Source organism: Rhizobium sp. WYCCWR 11146 (genome assembly GCF_013591995.1).
GTDB lineage: Bacteria > Pseudomonadota > Alphaproteobacteria > Rhizobiales > Rhizobiaceae > Rhizobium > Rhizobium indicum.
Genome location: NZ_JACCEY010000037.1, coordinates 105,526 through 130,160, shown reverse-complemented (window position 1 = coordinate 130,160; position 24,635 = coordinate 105,526). Strand labels below are relative to the sequence as shown.

The window sequence follows — 24,635 nt, the reverse complement described above, 5'->3', positions numbered from 1 at the left end:
TCGTCCCCGGCCTCAGGAAACCCCGATTCCGGCCACGTGTGTCGTTTTACCCGCTTTTGACATACAAGCAAGGCAGGTCGTTAATTTCTGTTTACTTCATTTGCAAGCGTGACCCATTCGCCACTACAGCCTTGAAACATCGTAAATAAATAGTAATTAGCCTCGCCTTGCTCGTTTACCCTCTCAACGAGCCAATGTCGTTCCAGGTCGTGAAAACCATCAATGTCAGTATCATCGCCAGGCCGATGCGAAATGCAATTTCCTGGGCCGAAGAGCCGAGCGGTTTCCCCCTCACCGCTTCCACCGCATAGAACATCAGGTGGCCGCCATCAAGTACCGGAACCGGCATCAGGTTAAGCAATCCTATCGAAACAGAAAGCACCGCCGCAAGCTGCAACACTGCGCCTATTCCAAGCGACGCCATCTGGCCCGAAGCTTGCGCCACGCGGATCGGCCCGCCCAATTGATCGGCGCGCATCGTTCCGCTGAAGATGTTGCCGATATATTTGAAAGTGCCGGTGACAATGTCGCGGGTCTCGATCACAGCCTCGCGCAACGACTGCAGCGGCGTATAGGTTTTCAGGCGGAAGTTGCCGGCCTCCCGGCTGGTGACGATGCCGATCTGGCCGAGCTCGACCTTGTTGCCGAACTGGTCGGTCTGGTCTACGCGCTGCGGCACCATCGGCACATCGAGCTTCTGGCCAGCGCGCTCGATCGTCACGACGATCTTCTGGCTCGGGCGGATGCCGACATAGCGGCGCACGTCGTCGAAGGTCTCGACCTTGCCGCCATCGATGGCGACCAGCAGATCGCCTGGAAGGATGCCGGCGGCAGCGGCAGCGCCGTCGGGCTTGACCTCGGCAACGACGGGATCGGCGATCGTGCGGCCATAGACCGAGAAAAGAATGGTGAAGATGGCGATCGCCAGCAGAAAATTGGCGATCGGGCCAGCCGCGACGGTTGCAGCGCGTTTCCACAGCTTGGCGCCGGCAAAGGAGCGCGCTCTGTCCTCCTCGGACATGGCGGCGATCTTGTCGGTGTCGGGTTTGCTCGAGGCATCCTCGTCGCCAAAGAACCGGACGTAGCCGCCAAGCGGGATCACCGAAATCTTCCAGCGCGTTCCGTGGCGGTCGGTGAAGCCGAAGATCTCCGGACCGAAGCCGACGGAAAAGGCCAGGATGCGAATGCCGCTCCAGCGCCCGACGAGGTAATGGCCCATCTCATGCACGAAGACGAGCAGTGACAGCACGAGGATGAAGGTAACGATGTTCCCCATCAGAAATGCGTATATGCCGCTCATCGTTTCCATGAGTCCCTTCCGTCAGACTGCAGCGTTGTCAGAGTCCGAACAATGCCGCGCCGAGCGACGTCATTCCGGCCCCCTTTATCAGGGAAAAAAGCCCAGCAAGCAAGAACGCCGAAAAACAGGCGAAAATCAGTCCGTCGACACGGTCCATGACGCCGCCGTGGCCCGGAATGAGACGGCTCGAATCCTTGACGCCGAATTTCCGCTTGATGAACGATTCGAAAAGATCGCCCGACTGGCTGCAAACCGAGAGAACGAACGCCACGCCGGCGGCGATGATTTCAGCGCCCGGAAGGAGAAAATGGATGAGAACGACGCCGGCTACGACCGCCGAAACGGCGCCGCCGATTGCACCCGACCAGGTCTTTCCGGGCGAGATCGAAGGAGCAAGCTTCGGCCCGCCAAGCGCCCTGCCGACGAAATAGGCAAGGATATCGGTTGCCCAGACGACCGCAAAGACGAAGAGCATGGCGTAAAGGCCAAGCCGGTCATCGCCTCTGATCGCGGCAAGCGCCAGGCCGGTGGCGCCGGCATAAAACAGGCCCACTGGCAACCAACGGCTCGTGCCCTGCAGGATGATCAGAGCGATGCCGACGGCGGTGACGCCGGCCAGCATGCCGGCGGCGAATTCGAAATTGCCGACAAGCACGAGGAAGGCAATCGCCGCCTCGCCGATCCAGCCGACGGCATTGGCGACCCAATCCCGTGCGATGCCTGTCATTTTCGACCATTCATAGTAAATCAGCAGGCCGATCACGGCCGCCAGGATACGGAAGGCAAGGCCGCCATACCAGGTGGCGGCGAGAACGATGGCCGCAAGAATCACTCCTGAAACGATACGGAGCTTCAGTTCCTGCTGCATCAGGTACCGACCGCGGCCGCCTGCGACGACAGGCCGCCGAAGCGCCGGTCACGAGAGGCGAATGTCTCGAGCGCCGAGCGGAAGATCTCGGGGCTGAAATCCGGCCAGTATTCCGGAAGGAAGATGAATTCCGAATAGGCGGCCTGCCAGAGAAGGAAGTTGGAAAGCCGCTCTTCGCCGCTGGTGCGGATAATGAGATCCGGATCGGGAATGCCGGCCGTGTCGAGACGGGCGTTGATCAGTGCCGGGGTGATGTCCTGTGCTCTCAGGCGGCCGGCCTCGACGTCGCGGGCGAGGCTGACGACGGCGCGGGCGATCTCGTCGCGCGAACCGTAGTTGAAGGCGATGACGAGCGTCAGTGACGTGTTGTCCTTGGTCGTCTCCTCCGCCTCCAGCAAGAGGCCCAGAATATCGCTGCGCAGGCTGTGGCGGTCGCCGATCACCTTGATCCGCACGTTCTGGCGATGGAGCTCGGCGAGGTCGCGCCGGATGAAAGCCTTGAGCAGGCCGAGCAGATCGGAGACCTCGGCTTCGGGCCGGCGCCAGTTTTCCGAGGAGAAGGCAAAGAGGGTCAGATATTTTATGCCGGCCGCACCGGCGGCGCGGACTGTCTCGCGCACCGCTTCGACGCCCTTGCGATGGCCCATCGTGCGCGGCAGGCCACGCTGCTTGGCCCAACGGCCATTACCATCCATGATGATGGCAACATGCTCTGGCACAGTCACAAATACAGATTCCGACATTTCCCGTCCGGTCTTTCCAGGCAAAGGCACAGATCCACTAGACCTGCATGATTTCCTTTTCCTTCTCGCCAAGCAAGCGGTCGATTTCGGAAATCGTCTCGTCCGTCATCTTCTGTACACGTTCCGACTGCGCCCGGCTCTCGTCCTGGCCGATTACGCCATCCTTTTCGGCTTTCTTAAGGCCGTCCATGCCGTCGCGGCGGACATGGCGAATCGCCACTTTGCTCTTTTCGGCATAGTCGTGCGCCACCTTGACGAGCGACTTGCGGCGCTCCTCGTTCAGCTCCGGCAGCGGAATGCGCAGGTTCTGGCCGTCGATGATCGGGTTGAGGCCGAGATTGGATTCGCGAATGCCGCGCTCGACGGCGCTGACCATCGATTTGTCCCAGACGGAAACCGAGAGCATGCGCGGCTCGGGCACGGTGATGTTGGCGACCTGGTTCAGCGGCATGCGCGAACCATAGGCCTCGATCGTCACCGGGTCGAGGATGTTGGCCGAAGCACGGCCGGTGCGCAGCGATGCGATGTCGCTCTTGAATGCGGAAATCGCGCCGTCCATGCGGCGCTTCAGTTCCTTGATGTCGATACCTTCACTCATGTCGATGCTCCCGTCCAGAGCATGATGCCGAAAAGTGTCAGCGGTTTTCGGGCGACATCATGCTCTTACTATTTAATGTAGAACATGATTCAGCTTTCAGGCCAAACGGGCCTAAATCATCATGTTCTAGCGAGGGCTGCGCCGAATCCGCGGCGCAGCTTATATCAGTTGTCGGAGACGATGGTCTTGAGACCACCGCCCGTCAAGATTTCAGCAAAACCACCCTTCTCGTGGATCGAGAAGACGATGATCGGAATGGAATTCTCCCTGGCGAGCGCCACAGCGGCAACGTCCATCACCGCAAGCCCCCTGTCCAGCACTTCCTGGTGCGTCAGCCGGTCGAGGCGAGTCGCATCGGGATATTTCTTCGGGTCGGCGGTATAGATGCCGTCCACCTGCGTGCCCTTGAAGATCGCTTCCGCACCCATTTCGGCTGCACGAAGTGCTGCGGCGGAATCGGTGGTGAAGAAGGGGTTGCCGGTGCCGCCGGCAAAGATCACCACGCGGCCCATCGACAGATGATAAAGGGTTGCGCGCTGCGAAAAGCTCTCGCAGATCTCGGGCATGGAGATGGCCGAAAGCACCACCGTATCGATGTTCAGCTTGCGCAGCGAGGTCGCCAGCGCCAGCGCATTGATGATGGTGCCGAGCATGCCCATATGGTCGCCGGTGACCCGGTCGCCGCCCTTGGACGCCACCGCGACACCGCGGAAGATATTGCCGCCACCGACGACGACGCCGACTTCCACGCCCATATGCCGTGCCTCGGCGATGTCGGATGCAATGCGGTCCGCCACCGTCACATCGATCCCGAAACCCTGGCCACCCATGAGCGCTTCGCCGGAAGCCTTGAGTAGAACACGTTTATAGACAGGCTCTAAAGACATCTTGGCTCCTCGTAAATTGCCGTGAATGCCCGATACACGAAGGGCACCGCGTTGTCACGCGATGCCCTTCGTGTTTTCCCAATTATGGCTGGAAGATCAACCCTTGACGGCAGCCGCGACTTCGGCCGCGAAGTCGGTTTCTTCCTTTTCGACGCCTTCGCCGAGCAGCAGACGGGCCATGCCGGCAACCTCGATCGGCGCGCCGACGGCCTTTTCAGCTTCCTTGATGGCGGCGGCGACCGTCAGATCCGGATTGATGACGAAAGCCTGCGAGAGAAGGGCGACTTCCTCGAAGAACTTGCGCATGCGGCCGTCGACCATCTTTTCGATGATATTGTCCGGCTTGCCGGAAGCGCGCGACTGCTCGATGAAGACGTTGCGCTCGCGCTCGGCGACGGCGGCATCGACTTCTTCCGGGCGGATCGCCAACGGCGCGGTGGCGGCGATGTGCATGGCGACCTGGCGGCCGATGGCGTTCAGGGCTTCCTTGTCGCCGGTCGACTTCAGCGCGACGAGAACGCCGAGCTTGCCGAGGCCGTCGGAAACAGCATTGTGGATATAGGTGGCGACGACGCCATCCTCGACCGAGAGAGCGACCGAACGGCGCAGGTTCATGTTCTCGCCGATCGTTGCGATCGCATCCTTGATCGTGTCGGAAACCGACTTGCCGGATGCCGGGTAGGTCGCAGCGGCAACGGCATCGACGGTGCCGTCCGTGGATACGGCGACCTTGGCGATGCCGCGGACGAGTTCCTGGAAGGCATCGTTACGGGCGACGAAGTCGGTTTCCGAATTGACTTCGACGACGACGGCCTTGGTGCCCTGGCTCGAAACGCCGATGAGGCCTTCGGCAGCGGTGCGGCCGGACTTCTTGTCGGCCTTGGCGATGCCCTTGGCGCGCAGCCAGTCGATCGCCGCTTCCATGTCGCCACCGGTTTCAGCAAGAGCCTTCTTGCAGTCCATCATGCCTGCGCCGGTCTTTTCGCGCAGTTCCTTCACCATTGCAGCCGTAATCTCGCTCATTAGCTTCCTCTTGTCGGTTCATACGGTGGGCCGCAAAGCGCGGCTCGGCACCGGATTGAGGCACGAAATGTACCTGTATGTATGACAGCGTGATGAAGACGCGTCATAACGAAACTTATCGGACGGAGAGCCTGATGCCCTCCCCTTGAAACAGGCAAGGCCGCCGAACTTCGATGAGTCGCGAGCGGCCTTTCCCAGTCTCTGCAAGCATTTGGCGGACCTTTTCGATCCGCCCGCCTTCATCAGCCTTCGGCTGCTTCCTCGAGAGCCGGCTCGACCGGAACTTCGGAGGATGCGCCGAGATCGCGGCCGGAAGAGCCCTGCTGGCGTGCGATGCCGTCGATGGCGGCGCGGGAGATCAGCTCGCAGTAAAGAGCGATCGCGCGCGATGCGTCGTCATTGCCCGGGATCGGATAGTCGATCAGGTCCGGATCGCAGTTCGAATCGATGATGGCGACAACCGGGATGCCGAGGCGCTTGGCTTCGTCGATCGCGATCTTTTCCTTGTTGGTGTCGATGATGAACATCAGGTCAGGCGTGCCGCCCATATCGCGGATACCGCCAAGAGCCTTGTCCAGCTTTTCGCGTTCGCGCTCGAGGTTCAGGCGTTCCTTCTTGGTGAAGCCCTGGGCTTCGCCGTTCAGGATCTCGTCGAGCTTGCGCAGACGCTGGATCGAGTTGGAGATCGTCTTCCAGTTCGTCATCATGCCGCCGAGCCAGCGCGAGTTGACGTAGTACTGGGCCGAGCGCTTGGCGCTGTCGGCAATGATCTCGGACGCCTGGCGCTTGGTGCCGACGAAGAGAACGCGGCCGCCGCGGGCAACGGTGTCGCTGACGACCTGAAGGGCGCGCGACAGCATCGGAACGGTTTGGGCCAGATCGATGATGTGAATGTTGTTGCGATCGCCGAAGATGTACGGCTTCATCTTCGGGTTCCAGCGATGCGTCTGGTGGCCGAAGTGGACGCCTGCCTCAAGCAGCTGGCGCATAGAAAAATCAGGCAATGCCATGCCTTGTTACTCCTTTTCCGGTTGAACCTCCGCAAGGCGAACAGCACCCTCTTCGAGGATGCCACCGGGCGGAACAGCCCGGATTTCTCCCGGACGATCCCATGCCTTACGTGTGGAATGCCGGTGCCCATACATTCGATTGGGCGCAAAAGCAAGGCTTATGCCGAAAAAACCTAGCGGCTCAGCTTGCCAGCGTCGGCAGCAGCGACAGCATGACGCCTGCGTCGGGCATCGGCAGGATGGCATCGACCTCGGCCGGCAGCAGGGTGCCGATGGCGCTGTCGGCGTTGCCGGTGGCGGTCCCCAGCGGACCGCGGAAGCCGTGTCTCGTCCAGGCAAGCTCCTGGAGCTTCGGGCTCACCAGCGCTTCGATCAGCCGGTTGGCATTCTCGTCGACGACGATCAGCGGATGCGCCGAATAGACGGTCGGGCGCGGATAGAGCACCACCGGCTTTGCGCCGGCGCTCGCCTTGATGCGCTCCCAGCGTGCGGGATCGGCGAGGATCCATTCGACCAGCTGGTTTTCATAGCCAACGATCATCGGCTCGCCGCCAAGGCCGCCTGCCAGATACTGGTCGAAAAGTTTGCCTGAGGACGGCGACTTGAAGCCCATGTTGCGGAAAATCGCCTGCACCTTGCCGCCGAAGGTGGCGAGATCGCCTGAAGTCGCGACATTGCCGCTGAACAAGCTGAGCACCAGGCCTGCGAACATGAAGCCGGAATTGGAGCGGTTGGGATCGGTCGAGACGATGCGGGCGCGGCCGTAGAGCGAATTGACGCCGAGTTTCGACCAGTCGGATCCGGCAAGGATCGCATCAAGCAAAGCCTTGAGGTCGAGCTGATGATGGCCTTCGTTCGTCACCGTCACCAATCCCGCTTTCATCAGTCCATCGACGACGGGCTGCCAGGAATAGACGACGATCGGCGTGTTCAGCACGACGCGGTCGTTGCGGATAGATATGCCGTTCTGCCTGGCGATATCGACCATGATCGAGGAGGAAGGCCAGAGGAATTGCGGATGCTGCGACAGCAGCGCCTGTTCGCGGACCATCTCGACGGAACCGGCGACACGGCTGTTCACCGTCAATCCGTATCCGCCGAGCGCCCTGATGACGTCGGGGTCGGCCAGGAAGGCCTCCTTCTCGCCGCCGACGAAGCCGAACAGCGTCGTGCGGCTGCCGAGCAGGCCCTGCAATTCCGGCCGATCCCGGACGGCGAAATAACCGCCGGTGCCGACGACGCCTGCTCCGAGCAGTCCCACTCCAAAGGCGCGACGAGAAAGGGCCATCAGCGTCCAATATCCTCTTTGAGCGATGCCTGGATGAGGCGCAGATCGGTGTCGAGCGTGCCGAGTTCCTCATCGACCAGGCTGTCGGCGTAATGGACGAAGGCCTCTTCGAGCTTGACCAGCACGCCGCGCACCTCCTCCAGCTGCTTGTGGTCGGGAACGCGCTTGGCCTCGATGACGGCAAAACCTTCCGCCACCTCGGCGGCACGCGGCAGATAGTAGGAGAGGAACCGCCGTACTGCATTGGCGCTCTCGGGCTTGGCCTCGACCTTGCGAAAGACATCGGCGGCAATTTCAGCGAGATGCCGGACTGCGGCCGCCATCTGACGATCGTTTATCGTGTCGGCGGCAGTCTCCAGCCTCTGCGCGAAGGGAACGGCGGCCTCCAGCAGGTCGCGGGCAAAGGCGACGCGCCCGCTGCCGATGCTCTTGATATCGAGGCCTTCGAATAGCCGGCGCGGTGCGAGCAGAATGACGAGGCCGGCAAAGACCAGAAGGGCAATGATGATGGCGATCCAGAAGGGCATGCCGGCGGCAAAGCTCAAGAGCGGCACGGTGATTGCCGCCGCCAGTCCCGCCACGATCCAGTTGCCGTCATTGCCGAGCCAGTTGCGCATGCCTGTCCTAATTGTAGCCTCGCGCAGTTCGGAAGGCGGTGGCGAGATCCGAACCGCCGTCGAACACGCGCGCCGAGGTCAGCTTGGCGAGGCTGTCGAGCTGGGTCTTGTCGGCATCGCCGAATGTGATGCCGAAGATCGGCACATGCGGCTCCATCGCGTTCCATTCGCTGGTGAAGGCCTGGCTTTGATCATCGGACTTGCCGTCGGTCATGATGACGATGGCAGGCAGATAAGTCGAGAGCTTGTCGGTTCGGGCAATCTGCTGCAGAGCCCGTTCGGCGCAGGCATACATGTTCGTGCCGCCATTGGCCTTCTGCCGGGAAATCTCGTTCAGCAGCCCTTCCTGCTCCAGCGGATTTCCACTCGCCATGAAAGTGTTGCGCACGCTGCCGTCGAAGGGAATGACGATGATCTGATCGGCGGGCGACCATTGCACCAGCACCTTGCTCGCCTCGTCGGGCGTCAACAGGAAACGCATCGCCTTCTGCAGCTGGTCCTCGCCCTCCCCTTGCATCGAACCGGAAAAATCGAGGCAGAGCGCGGTCAGGGACGGTTTGCGCAGCGCGGCCTGATAAAGGTTGAGCGCCTGGCGGATGACGCCCGCCTCCGGCATGCGGATTGCCGTCACCAGCCGGGCGGGATCGAAATTCCAGCTCGACTCCGGTTTTGCGGCTACGCCGGTCAGCGGAATGCGCCGGCCGGTATCGGCGATGCGCTGCTGCACGGGGGCCGAGCTGAGATAGGCGAGCAGATCGTTGAAAAAGGTCTGGACTTCAGGCCCGCGGCCATGATCGACGAAACCGATCGGCGAATCCGCCATAGCCACACCATCGGCCGGATAGATCGCGTAAAGCGGTTCCTGCGACAGGGCGGCGAGCTTGTCGTTGGTTTCCTTCAGCACCGCCTCGTAATTCCACATCGCGTCATAGACCGTGCCCTTGCCGGCGGATTCGACATAGAGATCGGCAAGCCAGCCGGAAGAGCCGGAAGAGCGCACGACACCTGACAGCAGCGATCGGACGCTCTCCTGGACGTGTCTGTCGTCGAGATCGCCGGGTTCGATCACCGGTTTGTTGCCGAGCGCGCTCGACAGCATGGCAAGATAGGCGCTGGCGCCCGAATTGGATTGCGTCGCCGAGGTCATCAGGAACTTCAGTGATCCGCTCTCGACGGCAGCGAGAATGTCCTGCATGAAGACGTCCTTGCCGATCCAGCCGAGCTGCTGCGCCTTCGACCTGCGCACGCCCAAGACCACCGGCGTCTGGGCGATCGAGGTCAGGCTCTTGACGCGGCGCTTGGTGTCGAACATGTCGACCCAGACGCTGGAGGCCGGCCAGACCGCATCCTGCGCGACGCCCTGGTCACTCTGCAGCGCCAGGCCGATATCGAGCGTGCCTTCATATTTGAAGGTGCAGGTGGCGTTCTTCTGCTTGCAGAATTCTTCGACGATCGGCTGCAGAACGGTGTTCTCCGATCCCGATACGATCGAGAAGTCCGGCCCCTGGCCGAAGGGATTGCAACCGGCAAGGGGCAGAAGAGCAAGAAGTGCCAGGCCTGAAAGCAGTGCTCGCATCGTCATCTTGCCGATCACGCCTGGGTCATCGCCTTCTTGAGTTCGATCGTCATCTGCTCCATCTGCTGTTCGGCGAGCGCCCGCTTGCGGCGCCCCTCCTCCTGAACCTGCAGCACGCCTGATATCGTATCGATCAGATCCCTGTTCGCCTTGGCGAGCGTGTCGATATCGACGATGCCGCGCTGCGACTGCTGTTCGATTGATATCGCCTGGTCCTTCATCATCTCGGATGCCTGGCGGATCATGTCGTTGGTGGCGTCGGTCACCGCCTTCTGCAGGTCGAGCGCCGATTTCTGCCGCGTCAGGCCGAGCAGGATCACCATCTTCTGCTTCCAGGCCGGCACCGTCAGCGCCGAAGTCGCCTGCAGATTCTCGATCAGCGTCTCGTCGCCCGCCTGAACGATGCGGATCTGCGGCAATTGCTGGATGCCGAGCTGGCGGGCCTGCTGCAGGTAGAACACCCGCTTCTCAAGCCGGTCGAGCGCCTGCAGGCTGTCCTGATAGGTCTGCGCCTCCAGCATGCCGCCGCCGGGGCCGGTCGCTGCCGCCTCGGCTTGCGCCTTCAGCCTCGGCAGCTCGACGTTGCGAAAACGCTCGGCGAAAGTCTTGCCGGCCTGAACATAAGCCTCGAGCCGCATGATCGATTGCCTGGTTTCCTCATGCAGGTCGTCGAGCAACGCAATGTCGCGCCTCAGCGTATCCTTGTGACGGTCGAGCTCCAGACCGATCCGGTCGATCTGGCCGGCCACGTCTTCGAACTCCGCCTTGAAGCGTTCGAGCCGGGCCTTGGCCGAGAGAAACATGCGGCTGAGGAAACCCTTATCCTTCAGCGATGCCGGATCGAGGCTTTTCGATTTGAGGATGATATCGGTCAGCAGGCGGCCGACATCGCCGAGGTCCTTGTTGCGGACTTCGCGCAGGATCCTGTCGGCATAATCGCTGACCGCCTGCTGGACGCGGTCGCCATAGACCGAGATGCCGGCACGGTCGGTGATATTGATGCTATCGGAAATGCGGGCAATTTCCGCCGGATCAGCGACAACAACCGGCAGGGCGGCATTCTGAACAGTCGCGAGATCGGTGTCGGCCATGGTTCGGGCTTTCAAGCTTGCGATGCGTAATGGCTACGCAGTCTAGCAGATAGACGTCATCGCAATGGCTTGGCCGCCAGGATCGCACCGACCCGAAAAGCAGGACGACAGACGGCGACTCAGTCATCGCTGATCGCCGAACCATAGTGAATTTTATGATACAGTTTTATGACAGGCGAAAGCCCTTCGCCTACTTGCAAACCTCGGCCTTGCGGTCGAGCAGCTCCAGCTTGGCGAGCTTGCCGGTCAGGACGAAATCGCCGTAATCCATCGTCAGGTCGCGGGTAATGCCGTTCTCATAGAGCTTGAAGGACATGCGGTAGACCGGCAAAGCATCCGATTTCGCACTTTCGTTGAAATAGGCGATCGTCACCGGCCAGAAGGCAGTCTTGGAGAAGGCGCCGGCATTGCCGGCATCGGCCTCCTCGGCGATCGGCGTCTCCTGCTTGCCGACGATCGTCGTCGTCGCCAGCGACTTGTCGCCGTCGTCGGAACCGTCGAAGACGCGCGCCTCGAAGAAGCGCTTGCCGTCCTTGGCGTGCTGGATCACATCGAGCATATGTTCCGTGGGAAAACGGCTTTCTAAAAGCTGCAGCTCGCGGCTCGCCGGCTGCTTGAGATCGACCTTGACGCCATCAGGCTGGTCCTGCGCCGCACCGTTGACCTCTTTATCGAGCTGCTCGTCGGTGAAGGATTTGGTGTCGAAGGTGAACTTGCCGTCCTTCAGGTTCTCGAAGGTCTTGGTCTGCTGGTCGCTGACGCGCACGCTGTCGCCGGTGTCGATCTGCGTCACGAAGCGGAAGTTGGTGGTGAAGCCCTGGCAATAGCTGCCGTCGAACTCATAGACCATGCGGCCGTACATGCCGGCGATGCCGGAGCGGTCCGAAGCGTCCTTCAGTTCCAGATCGTAGACCGCGCGATGGGCGACGAGGCCGGTCGCGATCGCAGCGCTCACCGCGGGCGCAGCCGCCCATGCATTGGCGGAAACGCTGGCGAGAAGCAGAGCGACAAGACTCGATCGGAACATTCATTAACTCCTGTTGGACTCGGTCGCGATGTTATAAGAACGCTTTCGGCCAAATCGAGGCTCGAAACTGTCATATTAAAGATTCTAGTCTTGATGCATAATTTTTGAAGAATTGACAACAAAAGCGGAGACGAAAATGTCCGATGAAATTGCAGCGCGCCTGATTGAGATGGGGATAACCCTGCCCGAAGCCGCAGCACCTGCTGCAAATTACGTTCCCTATGTCATCAGCGGCAATCTTCTCTACATCTCCGGCCAGCTGCCGCTCGAAGGCGGCAAGGTCGCCGTCTCGGGCCATCTCGGTAAGACCATCGACGTTGCAACGGGCCAGCGCGGCGCCGAACTCTGCGCCATCAACATCCTTGCCCAGGCGAAGGCGGCACTTGGTGGCGATCTCGGCCGCATCCGGCGTGTCATCAAGCTGAACGGCTTCGTCGCCTCGGCGCCCGACTTCATCGAGCAGCATCTCGTCATCAACGGCGCTTCGAACCTGATTGCCGGCGTGCTTGGCGAAGCCGGCAAACATGCGCGTGCCGCCGTCGGCATGGCGGCCTTGCCGCTGAATGCCGCCGTCGAGATAGACGCTATCATGGAAATCGCAGAATGACCAATGTTGGCTGGATCAGGGACCTGCCGGTCGCCCATCGCGGCTATCACGACCTCAACACGCAGGTCTGGGAAAACACGCTTTCGGCTTTCTCGCGCGCCGTCGAAGCGGGCTTTGCGATCGAATGCGACCTGCACTACGCCTCCGACGGCGTACCGGTCGTCTTTCACGACGAGGATCTGCAGCGCCTGTGCAACCTCCACGGCGACATCCGCGAGCGCACCTCCCGGGAACTCGGACTGATCGCCGTCGGCGGCACCAGCGACAAGGTGCCGACGTTGCGCCAACTCCTCGACCTCGTCGAGGGCAAGGTGCCGCTGGTGCTGGAGCTCAAGGGGCGCGAGGCCGATGACGAAGGTTTCGCCGAAGCTGTGCTCGAGGTCCTCGAAGGTTATCAGGGCAAGGCAGCGCTGATGAGCTTCGATCACTGGCTACTGCGCGATCTGAAGGCGCTTGGCTCACCCTACCCGCTGGGGCTGACGGCCGACGGCAACACGCCGGAGGCGTTCAAGACACATGCGGAGGCGATGGAGATCGGTCTCGATTTCATCTCCTATCATTATGGCGACCTGCCGAACGCCTTTATCACCGGCGAACGCGAAAAGGGCATTCCCGTTATTACCTGGACGGTGCGTGACGAAGAGGCGCGCCGGCATACATTCGCAAACGCAGACCAGATGACCTTCGAAGGCTTCGATCCGCGTGTGGCTGCTTGACGCTCGCTTTTAGGCCAAGATCATGCGCAGACTGCTGCATAATTCCTTAAATCGGATCGATTTCAGGATAAAATTATGCAGGAACTCAAAGTGTTACAGCGTCCTTTGCGCGTCTGAAAGACGCACGGCGCTGTAAGGCAGAGCCGAGACTATCCTCCCACAGGCTTCGCATTTGTCCCATGACTGATGAATTATCCATTCGCGTAGAACGCTCCTTCACCGCGATTTCCCCGGAGAGCTGGTCCAGGCTTTCCGGGGCGTCGAAGACCTGCGCTAAGATTGCCTACAACCCTTTCGTTTCGCACGCCTTTTTATCGTCGCTAGAAGAATCGGGCTCGGCCGACGCCGAGAGCGGCTGGCTCGGTCATCATCTGCTGCTCGAGACCGGGCGCGGCGAACTGATCGGCGCCCTGCCCGGCTACCTCAAGAACCACAGCCAGGGCGAATATGTCTTCGACCATGGCTGGGCCGACGCCTTCGAGCGGGCCGGCGGGCGTTATTACCCCAAACTTCAGTGCTCGATCCCGTTCACGCCGGCGACAGGCCCGCGTCTTCTCGTCGCCGAGGGGCTGCAGCGGCTGCCGATCCAGAGCGCGATCGCCGAAGGCCTGAAGGAGGTGGTGCGCCGGCTCGGCATCTCTTCGGCCCATATCACCTTCGTGCCGGACGAAGAGATCGGCGTCTTCGAGATGGATGGCTATCTGCACCGCACCGACCAGCAGTTCCATTTCATCAATGACGGCTATGCCAATCACGAGGAATTTCTCGAAACGCTCGCCTCGCGCAAACGCAAGGCATTGCGCAAGGAGCGCCGCGCCGCACTCGAAAACGGTATCAGCATCGACTGGCTGACCGGCCGCGACCTGACGGAACGCATCTGGGACCAGTTCTTCAAGTTTTACATGGATACCGGCGGGCGCAAGTGGGGCCGGCCCTACCTCACCCGTAAGTTCTATTCGCTGATCGGCGAACGCATGGCAGACGATATCCTGCTCGTCATGGCCAAGCGCGACGGGCGCTATATCGCCGGCGCGATCAACTTCATCGGCGGCGATACGCTCTACGGCCGTCACTGGGGCTGCATCGAGGATCATCCCTTCCTGCATTTCGAGGTCTGCTATCACCAGGCGATCGACTTCGCCCTTTCGAAAGGGCTGAAACGGGTCGAGGCCGGAGCGCAGGGCGAACACAAGCTTGCCCGCGGTTACCTGCCGGTGACGACGCATTCCGCCCATTATGTTGCGCATGCCGGCCTTCGCCGGGCGATCGGCGACTATCTCGCGCGCGAGCGCGCCGATGTCGAACAGATGAGCGAGTTGCTGACCGAGCACAGCCCTTTCCGCAAGGGCGAACGTCAGCAGGAGGATTGACGCCGCCGCACCGGCCGCGCTACCCGCGCAACGCATAATTCCCTAAATCGGAATCGATTTAGGGATAAAATTATGCAGTAATTCAAAGTGCTACAGCGTCCTTTGCGCGTTTGAAAAGACGCACGGCGCTCTGAAAAACGAGGAGATTTCGCGATGACCAGCCCGGCCGCTTATGACGACAACAACATCTTCGCCAAGATCCTCCGCGGCGAAATCCCCTCGCACCGGGTTTACGAGGATGAGCATACCATCGCCTTCATGGATGTGATGCCGCAGGCGCCGGGCCACGTGCTCGTCCTTCCCAAGGCGGCGTCGCGCAATATTCTCGATGCCGATCCAGCCACTCTCACCCACGCAATTACTGTCGTCCAGAAGATCGCCAATGCGGTGAAGGGCGTCTTCGACGCCGATGGCGTGTTCATCGCCCAGTTCAACGAGCCGGCCGCCGGTCAAACGGTGTTTCATCTGCATTTCCACGTCATCCCGCGGCATGAAGGCGCGGCCCTCAAGCCGCATTCCGGCAAGATGGAGGACGGTGCCGTGCTTGCCGCCAATGCCGAAAAGATCAGGGCCGCACTGGCGTAGGGTCAACACCCGTCGATTTCAGAGAATTCAATCCAGACAATCATTTGGAACACAATCATGATCCGCCATACTGTCGCATTCCGCCTGAAGCACGAAGCCGGCTCGGCTGAAGAAACGTCGTTCCTCTCCGACGCGCTGGTGCTTGCCAAGATCCCGAGCGTGCGGAATTTCGAGCAGCTTCGGCAGACGAGTCCAAAGAATGATTTTACCTTCGGCTTCTCGATGGAGTTCGACGATCAGGCTGGCTATGACGTCTACAACGTCCATCGACTGCATGTCGCCTTCGTGCGCGACCGCTGGGTGCCCGAGGTCGCCGACTTTCTCGAGATCGACTACACCAGGCTCTAAAAAGGGCGCATGCAGATCCGCAAACGAAAAAGGCCGCGGGTGACGCGGCCTTTTTCAATTCGGTGACGGTATCTTACTTCTTGCGTGGAACCTTCGGAACCGCGCTTCCCTTCTTCGGGGCGTTGCGGACCTCAGGCTCGGCCTGCGGCACCGCCTTGGCGCGTGTCTTGCGGGCTGCTTTCGTCTTCAGCTCGCCGTCATCCCCATCATCGCCTTCGGGATGCACGACTTCAGCTTCCGGCTTCGGCTTGATCGGCGCCGTTTCCGAGATGGCTTCCAGCACAATGCCGGGCTTGCCGTCTTCCTTCGGGCCGACAGTGACGTTGACGACGCCGCCCTTCTTCAGCTTGCCGAAGAGGATCTCGTTGGCAAGCGGCTTCTTGATCGCGTCCTGGATGACGCGGGCAAGCGGGCGGGCGCCCATCTTCTCGTCGTAACCCTTTTCGGACAACCAGGCGATCGCGTCCTCATGCAGGTCGAAGGTGACGTTCCTTTCGGAAAGCTGGGCTTCCAGCTGCATGATGAACTTCTGCACGACCTTATGGATAACAGCCGTCGGCAGCGGTGCGAAGGGAATGATCGCGTCGAGACGGTTGCGGAACTCCGGCGTGAACAGGCGGGTCAGCGCCTCTTCGTCCTCGCCGGTGCGCTTGGACGAGCCGAAGCCGATCGCCGCCTTGGCCATTTCCGACGCACCCGCATTGGTCGTCATAATCAGGATGACGTTGCGGAAGTCGATCTTCTTGCCGTTATGGTCGGTCAGCGTGCCGTGGTCCATGACCTGCAAGAGGATATTGTAGATGTCGGGATGCGCCTTCTCGATTTCGTCGAGCAGGACCACGCAATGCGGGTGCTGGTCGACGCCATCAGTCAGAAGGCCGCCCTGGTCGAAGCCGACATAGCCGGGAGGTGCGCCGAGCAGACGCGAAACCGTGTGCCGCTCCATATACTCCGACATGTCGAAGCGCAGCAGTTCCACGCCGAGCGACGAGGCAAGCTGCTTTGCCACCTCGGTCTTGCCGACGCCGGTCGGACCGGAGAAGACATAGGCGCCGATCGGCTTGTTCGGCTCGCGAAGACCGGCACGCGCCAGCTTGATCGAGGTCGAAAGGGCTTCGATCGCGATATCCTGGCCGTAGACCACCGAACGCAGTTCCTGCTCCAGATTGGCGAGCACGGCTTCGTCGTCCTTGGAGACGGTCTTCGGCGGAATGCGCGCCATCGTGGCGACCGTTGCCTCGATCTCCTTTTCGGTGATCAGCTTGCGGCGCTTCGACGGCGGCAGCAGCATCTGGGCCGCACCGGTTTCGTCGATCACGTCGATCGCCTTGTCGGGCAGCTTGCGGTCGGAGATGTAGCGGGCCGACAATTCGACGGCCGACTTGATGGCGTCGTTCGAATAACGCAGGTGGTGATACTCTTCGAAATAGGGCTTCAGGCCCTTCATGATCTCGATCGCATCATCGATCGACGGCTCGCTGACGTCGATTTTCTGGAAACGACGGACCAGCGCCCGGTCCTTCTCGAAGAACTGGCGGTATTCCTTGTAGGTGGTCGATCCGATGCAGCGAATCGCGCCCGATGACAGGGCCGGCTTCAGCAGGTTCGATGCATCCATCGCGCCGCCCGAAGTGGCGCCGGCACCGATCACCGTGTGGATCTCGTCGATGAAGAGCACGGCGCCCGGATATTCTTCCAGTTCCTTGACGACCTGCTTCAGGCGCTCTTCGAAGTCGCCTCGGTAGCGCGTGCCGGCGAGCAGCGTGCCCATGTCGAGCGAGAAGATCGTCGCATCGGCGAGCGCTTCTGGAACCTTGCCTTCGACGATGCGCTTGGCAAGGCCTTCGGCGATCGCCGTCTTGCCGACGCCGGGATCACCGACATAGAGCGGATTGTTCTTCGAACGGCGGCACAGGATCTGGATCGTGCGGCTGACCTCGGCGTGACGGCCGATCAGCGGATCGATCTTGCCGCCCTTGGCCTTCTCATTGAGATTGACGCAATAGGCCTTGAGCGCATCCTGCTGCTTCTTCGGGCCGCCCTCTTCCTCGCCGCCGCGCGCCGTCGGCTTGCTGCTTTCGGCCTCGTCCTCGGCGCCGCGCGGGGGACGCACATCCGAAGCGCCCGGCCGCTTGCCGATGCCGTGGGAGATATAGTTGACGGCATCGTAGCGGGTCATCTCCTGCTCCTGCAGGAAATAGGCGGCATGGCTTTCGCGCTCGGCGAAGATCGCGACCAGCACGTTAGCGCCGGTCACCTCTTCGCGGCCGGACGATTGCACATGGATGACGGCACGCTGGATGACGCGCTGGAAGCCGGAGGTCGGCTTCGAATCCTCGTCATATCCGGTGATCAGGTTGGAAAGTTCGTTATCGACATATTCGACGAGCGTCTTGCGCAACGCGTCGAGATCGACATTGCAGGCACCCATGACCGCGGCCGCATCGGCATCGTCGATCAGGGCGAGCAGCAGATGCTCGAGCGTCGCATATTCGTGGTGCCGCTCGTTGGCAAAGGTCAGTGCCTGATGGAGCGCCTTCTCTAAACTAGGCGAAAATGTTGGCACGTTCAGATCCTCACTTCTTTTCCATGACGCATTGCAGCGGATGCTGGTGTTGCCGGGCGAAGTCCATCACCTGGCTGACCTTCGTTTCCGCTACCTCGTATGTGAATATTCCGCATTCGCCGACGCCGTGGTTATGGACATGGAGCATGATGCGGGTGGCACTTTCACGATCCTTCTGAAAAAACCGCTCCAGAATATGGATGACGAATTCCATGGGAGTGTAGTCGTCATTCAAAAGCAGCACACGATAAAGATTGGGCTTCTTGGTCTTCGGCTTGGTGCGTGTGATGACCGAGGTTCGATTTGCGTTGTCCCCGTTCCTTTCGCTGTCGTTCTGCATCCGGATCGGCTTTGCGATCATTGTCATTCATTCCTCAAGCAATCCGGCGGAGCATGGGAGGGTGCTTTTCCCGCCGAATATCTGAAACACTAACTTAGTTCATAATAGGCTGATTTTAAGCCCCCTGTCAGACACTGCAATCAAGAAATGGCCAGCATGCACGGGAAAGACCAAAAAAGTCCCTGGTCGATCCCATGCGGGCGCTGCAGCGAAAGCGGAAACAAAAAGACCGGCTACAGATGCGTAGCCGGTCCTCGTTTTTCAATATGTAGCGCAGGTTGCGCCTTTGAAATCAGTTCATGCAGCAGCAGGCGTCGCCGACTTGGCGGTCTTGACGACGGCAGCGGCGATCGGCGCTTCATAGGGCTTATAGGCTGATTTGGCGAGATCGGCATACATCTCACTGAGCTTCGTCGTCTCGGAGACAAAGCCTTCAAAATACGCCTTGACGTAGTTCGTCTGCAGCTCGAAAGCGGCCTCGAAGCTCTTGACGCCGGCCAGCGTTTCGAAATGCGTCACCGCGTCCTGAAAGGATTTCTTCGAATATTCAGTGGCTTCAGCGGCGATCGCCTGAAAGCCCTTGGTCGTGTCGGAATAAGTTTTCAGGGCCGTGTCAACGGCTTCCTTGCTCTTCTTGTTGGCGTCTTCAATGTTGAACATGAGCCATCCTCCGTTGGGCTGTTGGTGGCGGCAGTGTAGCTGCAATGCACAAATAGTCAAGTAGTCTTGTGCATTGCAAAACATCCAGTAGTTGCATTACAATAATATAACAAAGCCGGCGCGCCGGGGCACGTACGTCTTTAATTGATTTTGCTAAAATATATCAGAATGCCGCAACCGGAAGTTTTGAATAAATTCTCGTTCCGAATCGAAAAAACGAAAAAAGGACCGAACGGATCGCGCCATTCGGTCCTTTTGACACTTTCGAGCGCGATCAGAGATCGACGTCGAGGATCGCCATCGAAAAGTTGTAGGAGCGGTCGCCGTCCTCGTCATCGATATAGACGACACCCAGAAATTCTTCGCCGAGATAGACTTCCGCAGAATCATCCTTGCGCGGACGCGCCTTGACGATCATCTGCGGGTTGAACATGCGCTTGAAATAGGCGTCGAGCTTCTTGATTTCTTCTGGCTTCACTCTGTCATCTCCGTAAGCGGTCTTGATTGGCCGCTTCTTGCACAGGAAATGCAGCGGTGTAAAGGCAAGGTTGCCGTTTGCTCATGGCCCTCCCCGCTCGGATCCCGCCGACTTTTCCTATCCTTGTTTCCAATGGGCGCTCAGATATCGGCGCCGATCACCTGGTCCATGTTGCGCGACGGCTCGGAACAACCGGCCTCGCCGACGACCTTGGCCGGCACGCCCGCCACCGTCTTCTTGGGCGGCACCGCCTTCAGGACGACGGAGCCGGCGGCGACGCGTGAGCAGTAGCCGATCTCGATATTGCCGAGGATCTTCGCGCCGGCGCCGATCATGACGCCGGAGCCGATCTTCGGATGGCGGTCAGCGCCCTCCTTGCCGGTGCCGCCGAGTGTGACGCCGTGCAGGATCGAGACGTTGTCGCCGATGACGGCCGTCTCGCCGACGACGAGGCCGGTGGCGTGATCGAGGAAGATGCCCTTGCCGATACGGGCGGCCGGGTTGATGTCGGTCTGGAAGACGCTGGAGGAGCGGCTCTGCAGATAGAGCGCAAAATCACGCCGGCCGCGGTTCAGCAGCCAATGGGCGAGACGATGTGTCTGCAGCGCATGGAAGCCCTTGAAATAAAGCACCGCCTCCATAAAGCGCAGGCAGGCGGGATCGCGGTCATAGATCGCCTGGATATCGACGCGCAGGATGGAACTCCAGTCCGGCCAGTCGAGGAGCATTTCCTCGAAGGTCTGGCGAAGCAGGTTCGCCTGCATGTCGGGGTGATCGAGACGTTCGCAGATGCGGTGGATGACGCATTCCTCGAGCGAATGGTAGTTGATCACGGTCGAATAGAGGAAGGCGGCGAGAACCGGGTCCCGTTCGGCGGCGAGCCGTGCTTCCTCGCGCAGGCTGTCCCAGATGGGATCCATCACCTTCACCGGATGGCCTGTGTCAAAAGCACGGATGTCAGTCTTTGCGACCATCGCCGCTCTCCTCGTTGCCGGAAGGAATGCCGTTTTCGGAATGCCAATATATAGAGGAAAACGCCAATAACATAAATGGGTGCCGTCGCCATGGTTTTTTAGCATGGTTTTTCAGCATCACGATGTTGTCAGCGATGGGCGACCCTTGCATAGAAGGCCAGCACCGCCTGCTTGAAAACCCTGTCGCCGACGGCGAGCATATGATCGCGGCCCGGAATATCGAGTGCTTCGGCATTTTGCATCAGCGCCGCCAACTCCTGCGGCGAGCCGGCGATATCATCCTTGGTGCCGACGCCGATCAGCGTCGGCATATCGAGCTTGGCCATATCGGAGCGGGCGACCAGATCGCGCGAGCCGCGGATGCAATCGGCAAGAGCGACCCGGTCGCTCTTCGTCTGCTCGGCGAAGGCGCGGAACATACGGCCGCGGGCATGCGTCACCGCCTCCAGCGAAGGAGCCAGCAGCGCATCGGCGATCGGGTCCCAGTCGCCGACGCCGTCGGTCATGCCGATGCCGAGGCCGCCGAGCACCAGCGAACGGACGCGATGCGGATTGGCAAGCGCGGCAAAAACGGAAATGCGCGCGCCCATCGAATAGCCCATGACATTGGCCTCCGGGATGCCGAGATGATCGAGCAAGGCGATCGCATCGCCGGCCATGACCCAGGGACGATAGGCTTCGGCATCATGCGGCTTGTCGCTTGCGCCGTGGCCGCGATTGTCCATGGCGATCACCCGGTAGCCGGCATCGCCCAGCGTCTTTAGCCAGCCCGGATGCACCCAGTTGACGTTTGCGGTCGAGGCAAAGCCGTGGATCAACAACACGGGCACACCGGCCGGATCGCCTTCATCGAAGAAGGCGAGCTGCAGTCCGTCATGGGTGAAGCTCGAAAATGTGGGCGTATTCAGGTTCATCGGGCCTTCCTTTTTGGGCGCGACCATAGTCGAGCGGCCTTTCATGGTGAAGCCAAAAACTGTGGCTAAAAACTGTGCCCGGCGCGGCGGTTTGGCTCTACACATTTGCGGCGAAGGCTTATAAGGTTCGCGCACATTTCAAAGCATTCGGAGAGCGACATGGCCGGCCACAACATTCCCCACTTCCAGAACGACGGCGGTCACCGCGTTATCGAAGTCGGCGTCAAGGAATTCATGTGCACCGGCGCTTCGGCTCCCTTCGATCATCCGCATATCTTCATCGACATGGGCGACGACAACGAGAAGGTCTGTTCCTACTGCTCGACGCTCTATCGCTTCAATTCCGCGCTCAAGCCCAGCCAAACCAATCCGGCCGGCTGCGTTTTCCACGTGAAGGCGGCGTAGTCAGTCCAGATCCGGGATCGGACGGGCAATGCCGATCGAACATGCCGCCATCATCGGCGCCGGGATATCAGGGCTGACCGCTGCCCTTGCGCTTTCGCGCCGGGGTATCAGCTCGGAGATCTTCGAACAGGCGGGCGAACTCACCGACATCGGCGCCGGATTGCAGGTTTCGCCGAACGCCTCCCGCATCCTTGCCGAACTCGGTATCCTTGACGGGCTGTCAAAGGTCTGGCTCGAGCCGGACGCGATCCGGCTGATATCGGGCAGTTCGCTGCGCCAACTCGCGGCGGTGCCGGCCGGCAAATTCGCGCGGGAACGCTGGGGTGCTCCTTATGGCGTCCTCCACCGCACCACATTGCAGAAAGCGCTTTTGGATGCGGTCACGGCCGATCCGCTCTGCCGGCTTCACCTTGGCGTGCGAATAGATTCGACCCTACCGCCTTTCGAGCGGGCGGCCGATGTCGTGATCGGCGGCGACGGCGTCTGGTCGAAGCTTCGGCAATCTGTTCCAGGCAGCCCCTCGCCGCGCTTTTCCGGCAATATCGCCTACCGTTTTACGATTGCCGAAACGGAAGCGCCCGGATTCCTCGACCGGGCAAGCGTTTCGGCTTTTCTCGGCGGTTCGGCGCATCTCGTCTGCTATCCGCTGAGGGAAACCGGCAGCTTCAATATGGTGGCGATCACCGCCGGCAATATCGCGCCGCAGGCCTGGCAAAGCGAGGCGACGGAAGAACAGCGGGCGCAGCTGCGGGCGCGCCTTTCCGGCTGGAACTCAGCGATCGTCTCGCTGCTCGACAGAAATAGGAAGCTGACCTTCTGGCCGCTGTTCGAAACCACATCAGGCGCCTGGCAGGACGGCCGAAAGACGGTTCTGATCGGCGACGCCGCGCATGCGATGATGCCTTTTGCCGGACAGGGAGCAGCGATGGCGATCGAAGACGCCTACGAACTGGCGGCGTTTCTTTCGAATAGCCCCGTGGCGGAAGCGTTGGCGCGGTTCGAAAGACACCGGGCGCCGCGCATTGCGAGGCTTCGCCAGCGTGGCGCCTTCAACCGGTTCGCCTATCATGCGAAAGGGCCGATCCGGATCGGCCGCGATCTCGTGCTCGGCCTCAAGCCGCCGCTAAGCCTCGCGGCAGATCTCGACTGGATCTACGGCTATCGGGCTGCCGATCTGCCGTGAGGCGCCGCCATCGGCGACAAAGCGTCTCTGGTCAGACCGCGCTTGCCGCGGCAAAACCCCGTTCGATATCGGCCTTGAGGTCGGCCACGTCCTCGATGCCGATCTGCAGGCGGATGACCGGACCGTCCGTCGGCGCCTTGGCGACCTTGCGATCGTCGAGATAGGCATGCAAAGCGAGGCTTTCAAAGCCACCCCAGGAATAGCCGAGACCGAAAATCCTGAGCGCGTCGAGGAAGGCATGCGCCTTTGCTCTTGATTTCTCGGGGCCGTCGGCGGCAAGCACGAAGGAAAAGATGCCGCTGGCGCCTTTGAAATCGCGCTTCCAGAGATGGTGCGAGGGGAAACTCGGCAGGGCCGGATGCAGCACGCGGGCGACATCCTCCCTGCCCTCCAGCCATTTCGCGATATCAAGCGCGCTTTCATAATGGCGCTCGAGGCGCAGGCCCATGGTGCGCAATCCGCGCAGAATCTGGTAGGCATCATCGGGTGCGCCGCAGATGCCGAGCACACCGTTTGCTTCCTTCAGCCGCTCCCAGTGCTCGGCATTGGCCGAAACCGTTCCGAGCAGGATATCGGAATGGCCGGACGGATATTTCGTCGATGCGTGGATGGATATGTCGACGCCGTAATCGAGCGGCCTGAAATAGACCGGCGTCGCCCAGGTATTGTCCATCATGACGACGGCGCCGTGGCGGTGCGCAACCGCCGAGATCGCCGGAATATCCTGCATTTCGAAAGTATTGGAGCCTGGGGCCTCGGTATGAACGAGCTTGGTGTTCGGCCGGAACAGCGCCTCGATGCCGGCGCCGATCTCCGGGTGGTAATATTCCACCTCGACGCCGAGGCGCTTCAGCATCGTGTCGCAGAAATGGCGCGTCGGGCCATAGACCGAATCGACCACCAGCGCATGATCGCCGGCTGCGACGAAACCCAGAAACGGAATGGTGACGGCCGCAAGGCCCGACGGCACAAGGATCGTGCCGGCCGAGCCTTCGAGTGCGTCGATCGCCTCGCAGAGCGCATCCGTCGTCGGGGTGCCGCGCGTTCCGTAGGTATATTTCTGCGTGCGCGTCTCCATCGCCCGCGCATTCGGAAACAACACCGTCGAGGCATGCACGACCGGCGGATTGATGAAACCGTGATAATCGAAGGGGTCGTTGCCGATATGGGTCAGGCGGGTGTTGATGCCAGCATTCTGCAGCAAGCTGTCTTTGTCGTTCATGTCGGAAATAGCCTTTGGCGAAGGGTCGCGAAACCAGACTTTTGGACGTCGCGCCGTTTCCGGTCAACCCTTGAAGATTGATGCAAGCGACGGCCTGGAATGATGGAATTGTCGATTTTCGCGTTATTTTTCCGCAACCAGACGCCTATTTCATGGCCAAGTGCCCATGAATGCAGCGCGATCTACCAAAATTCTGAATTTTGCCGCAATTATTGAGCGCGACACTTGACCATAGTGAC

Annotated in this window: 26 protein-coding genes; 7 read left to right on the top strand and 19 right to left on the bottom strand. The window is 60.6% G+C overall.

The window, feature by feature from the left end; all coding sequences use genetic code 11:
• Positions 1–175 precede the first annotated feature (175 nt).
• From rseP to HX899_RS28210, 12 genes are all read right to left on the bottom strand, one after another.
• Positions 176–1,309, bottom strand: a complete 1,134-nt coding sequence (gene rseP, locus HX899_RS28265; RefSeq protein WP_003539293.1) for an RIP metalloprotease RseP — start codon at positions 1,307–1,309, stop codon at positions 176–178.
• 28 nt (positions 1,310–1,337) lie between these two features.
• Positions 1,338–2,168, bottom strand: a complete 831-nt coding sequence (locus tag HX899_RS28260) for a phosphatidate cytidylyltransferase (protein WP_181293928.1) — start codon at positions 2,166–2,168, stop codon at positions 1,338–1,340.
• Positions 2,168–2,911 (bottom strand): isoprenyl transferase, encoded by a 744-nt coding sequence (locus HX899_RS28255; protein ID WP_003539291.1) that lies wholly within the window; start codon positions 2,909–2,911, stop codon positions 2,168–2,170. The genes HX899_RS28260 and HX899_RS28255 overlap by 1 nt, the downstream gene beginning before the upstream one ends.
• Positions 2,912–2,948: 37 nt before the next feature.
• The gene (frr, locus tag HX899_RS28250; protein WP_003559065.1) at positions 2,949–3,509 is read right to left on the bottom strand and encodes a ribosome recycling factor; all 561 of its coding nucleotides are present in this window, start codon (positions 3,507–3,509) and stop codon (positions 2,949–2,951) included.
• A gap of 164 nt (positions 3,510–3,673) precedes the next feature.
• Positions 3,674–4,396, bottom strand: a complete 723-nt coding sequence (pyrH, locus tag HX899_RS28245; RefSeq protein ID WP_003539289.1) for a UMP kinase — start codon at positions 4,394–4,396, stop codon at positions 3,674–3,676.
• Between the two features lie 96 nt (positions 4,397–4,492).
• Entirely contained in the window at positions 4,493–5,419 is a 927-nt protein-coding gene (tsf, locus tag HX899_RS28240; protein WP_029873155.1) for a translation elongation factor Ts, read from the bottom strand.
• A 242-nt stretch (positions 5,420–5,661) separates the two neighbouring features.
• Entirely contained in the window at positions 5,662–6,429 is a 768-nt protein-coding gene (gene rpsB, locus HX899_RS28235; RefSeq protein WP_003539287.1) for a 30S ribosomal protein S2, read from the bottom strand.
• 181 nt (positions 6,430–6,610) lie between these two features.
• Positions 6,611–7,717 carry a substrate-binding domain-containing protein gene (locus HX899_RS28230; protein WP_138329630.1) on the bottom strand — a complete coding sequence of 369 codons (1,107 nt, stop codon included), beginning with the start codon at positions 7,715–7,717 and terminating at the stop codon, positions 6,611–6,613.
• The gene (locus HX899_RS28225; protein ID WP_181293927.1) at positions 7,717–8,334 is read right to left on the bottom strand and encodes a 5-bromo-4-chloroindolyl phosphate hydrolysis family protein; all 618 of its coding nucleotides are present in this window, start codon (positions 8,332–8,334) and stop codon (positions 7,717–7,719) included. Before HX899_RS28225 ends, HX899_RS28230 begins: the two co-directional genes overlap by 1 nt.
• Before the next feature lie 7 nt (positions 8,335–8,341).
• Positions 8,342–9,910, bottom strand: a complete 1,569-nt coding sequence (locus HX899_RS28220) for a substrate-binding domain-containing protein (protein WP_181294014.1) — start codon at positions 9,908–9,910, stop codon at positions 8,342–8,344.
• Between the two features lie 14 nt (positions 9,911–9,924).
• The gene (locus HX899_RS28215) at positions 9,925–11,001 is read right to left on the bottom strand and encodes a toxic anion resistance protein (RefSeq protein WP_138329634.1); all 1,077 of its coding nucleotides are present in this window, start codon (positions 10,999–11,001) and stop codon (positions 9,925–9,927) included.
• Positions 11,002–11,191: 190 nt separating this feature from the next.
• Positions 11,192–12,028 (bottom strand): cell envelope integrity EipB family protein, encoded by an 837-nt coding sequence (locus HX899_RS28210; protein WP_020049770.1) that lies wholly within the window; start codon positions 12,026–12,028, stop codon positions 11,192–11,194.
• 136 nt (positions 12,029–12,164) lie between these two features.
• Between HX899_RS28210 and HX899_RS28205 the strand changes: the two genes are divergently transcribed.
• From HX899_RS28205 to HX899_RS28185, 5 genes are all read left to right on the top strand, one after another.
• The gene (locus HX899_RS28205; protein ID WP_138329635.1) at positions 12,165–12,635 is read left to right on the top strand and encodes a RidA family protein; all 471 of its coding nucleotides are present in this window, start codon (positions 12,165–12,167) and stop codon (positions 12,633–12,635) included.
• Positions 12,632–13,351: a glycerophosphodiester phosphodiesterase gene (locus tag HX899_RS28200; protein WP_181293926.1), complete on the top strand. Its 720-nt coding sequence runs from the start codon at positions 12,632–12,634 to the stop codon at positions 13,349–13,351. The genes HX899_RS28205 and HX899_RS28200 overlap by 4 nt, the downstream gene beginning before the upstream one ends.
• A gap of 179 nt (positions 13,352–13,530) precedes the next feature.
• On the top strand, positions 13,531–14,721 hold the full coding sequence (locus tag HX899_RS28195) for a GNAT family N-acetyltransferase (RefSeq protein ID WP_181293925.1): 1,191 nt from the start codon (positions 13,531–13,533) through the stop codon (positions 14,719–14,721).
• Between the two features lie 153 nt (positions 14,722–14,874).
• Positions 14,875–15,306, top strand: coding sequence for an HIT family protein (locus HX899_RS28190; protein WP_181293924.1), 432 nt, complete (start codon positions 14,875–14,877; stop codon positions 15,304–15,306).
• 57 nt (positions 15,307–15,363) lie between these two features.
• Positions 15,364–15,654, top strand: a complete 291-nt coding sequence (locus tag HX899_RS28185) for a Dabb family protein (protein WP_181293923.1) — start codon at positions 15,364–15,366, stop codon at positions 15,652–15,654.
• A gap of 73 nt (positions 15,655–15,727) precedes the next feature.
• On the opposite strand, the gene clpA is transcribed toward HX899_RS28185, so the two are convergent.
• The 6 genes from clpA to HX899_RS28155 all read right to left on the bottom strand — a co-directional run bounded on the left by clpA (position 15,728) and on the right by HX899_RS28155 (position 21,586).
• The gene (gene clpA, locus HX899_RS28180) at positions 15,728–18,220 is read right to left on the bottom strand and encodes an ATP-dependent Clp protease ATP-binding subunit ClpA (RefSeq protein ID WP_181293922.1); all 2,493 of its coding nucleotides are present in this window, start codon (positions 18,218–18,220) and stop codon (positions 15,728–15,730) included.
• Positions 18,221–18,230: 10 nt separating this feature from the next.
• Positions 18,231–18,581, bottom strand: a complete 351-nt coding sequence (gene clpS / locus HX899_RS28175) for an ATP-dependent Clp protease adapter ClpS (RefSeq protein ID WP_017988219.1) — start codon at positions 18,579–18,581, stop codon at positions 18,231–18,233.
• 276 nt (positions 18,582–18,857) lie between these two features.
• Positions 18,858–19,220 (bottom strand): phasin family protein, encoded by a 363-nt coding sequence (locus tag HX899_RS28170; RefSeq protein ID WP_138329646.1) that lies wholly within the window; start codon positions 19,218–19,220, stop codon positions 18,858–18,860.
• 274 nt (positions 19,221–19,494) lie between these two features.
• Complete coding sequence (locus HX899_RS35495; protein ID WP_003539277.1) at positions 19,495–19,698, bottom strand: DUF3126 family protein; 204 nt, start codon at positions 19,696–19,698, stop codon at positions 19,495–19,497.
• A gap of 140 nt (positions 19,699–19,838) precedes the next feature.
• The gene (cysE, locus tag HX899_RS28160) at positions 19,839–20,672 is read right to left on the bottom strand and encodes a serine O-acetyltransferase (RefSeq protein ID WP_017960263.1); all 834 of its coding nucleotides are present in this window, start codon (positions 20,670–20,672) and stop codon (positions 19,839–19,841) included.
• A gap of 128 nt (positions 20,673–20,800) precedes the next feature.
• Complete coding sequence (locus tag HX899_RS28155; protein WP_138329648.1) at positions 20,801–21,586, bottom strand: alpha/beta fold hydrolase; 786 nt, start codon at positions 21,584–21,586, stop codon at positions 20,801–20,803.
• Positions 21,587–21,745: 159 nt separating this feature from the next.
• Between HX899_RS28155 and HX899_RS28150 the strand changes: the two genes are divergently transcribed.
• Both HX899_RS28150 and HX899_RS28145 read left to right on the top strand, forming a co-directional pair.
• Positions 21,746–21,991: a zinc-finger domain-containing protein gene (locus HX899_RS28150; RefSeq protein ID WP_003539274.1), complete on the top strand. Its 246-nt coding sequence runs from the start codon at positions 21,746–21,748 to the stop codon at positions 21,989–21,991.
• A 28-nt stretch (positions 21,992–22,019) separates the two neighbouring features.
• Positions 22,020–23,174 (top strand): FAD-dependent monooxygenase, encoded by a 1,155-nt coding sequence (locus HX899_RS28145; RefSeq protein WP_181293921.1) that lies wholly within the window; start codon positions 22,020–22,022, stop codon positions 23,172–23,174.
• Between the two features lie 31 nt (positions 23,175–23,205).
• Here the strand turns inward: HX899_RS28145 and HX899_RS28140 are convergent, their stop codons facing one another.
• Positions 23,206–24,396: a cystathionine beta-lyase gene (locus HX899_RS28140; protein ID WP_181293920.1), complete on the bottom strand. Its 1,191-nt coding sequence runs from the start codon at positions 24,394–24,396 to the stop codon at positions 23,206–23,208.
• Positions 24,397–24,635: the final 239 nt, after the last annotated feature.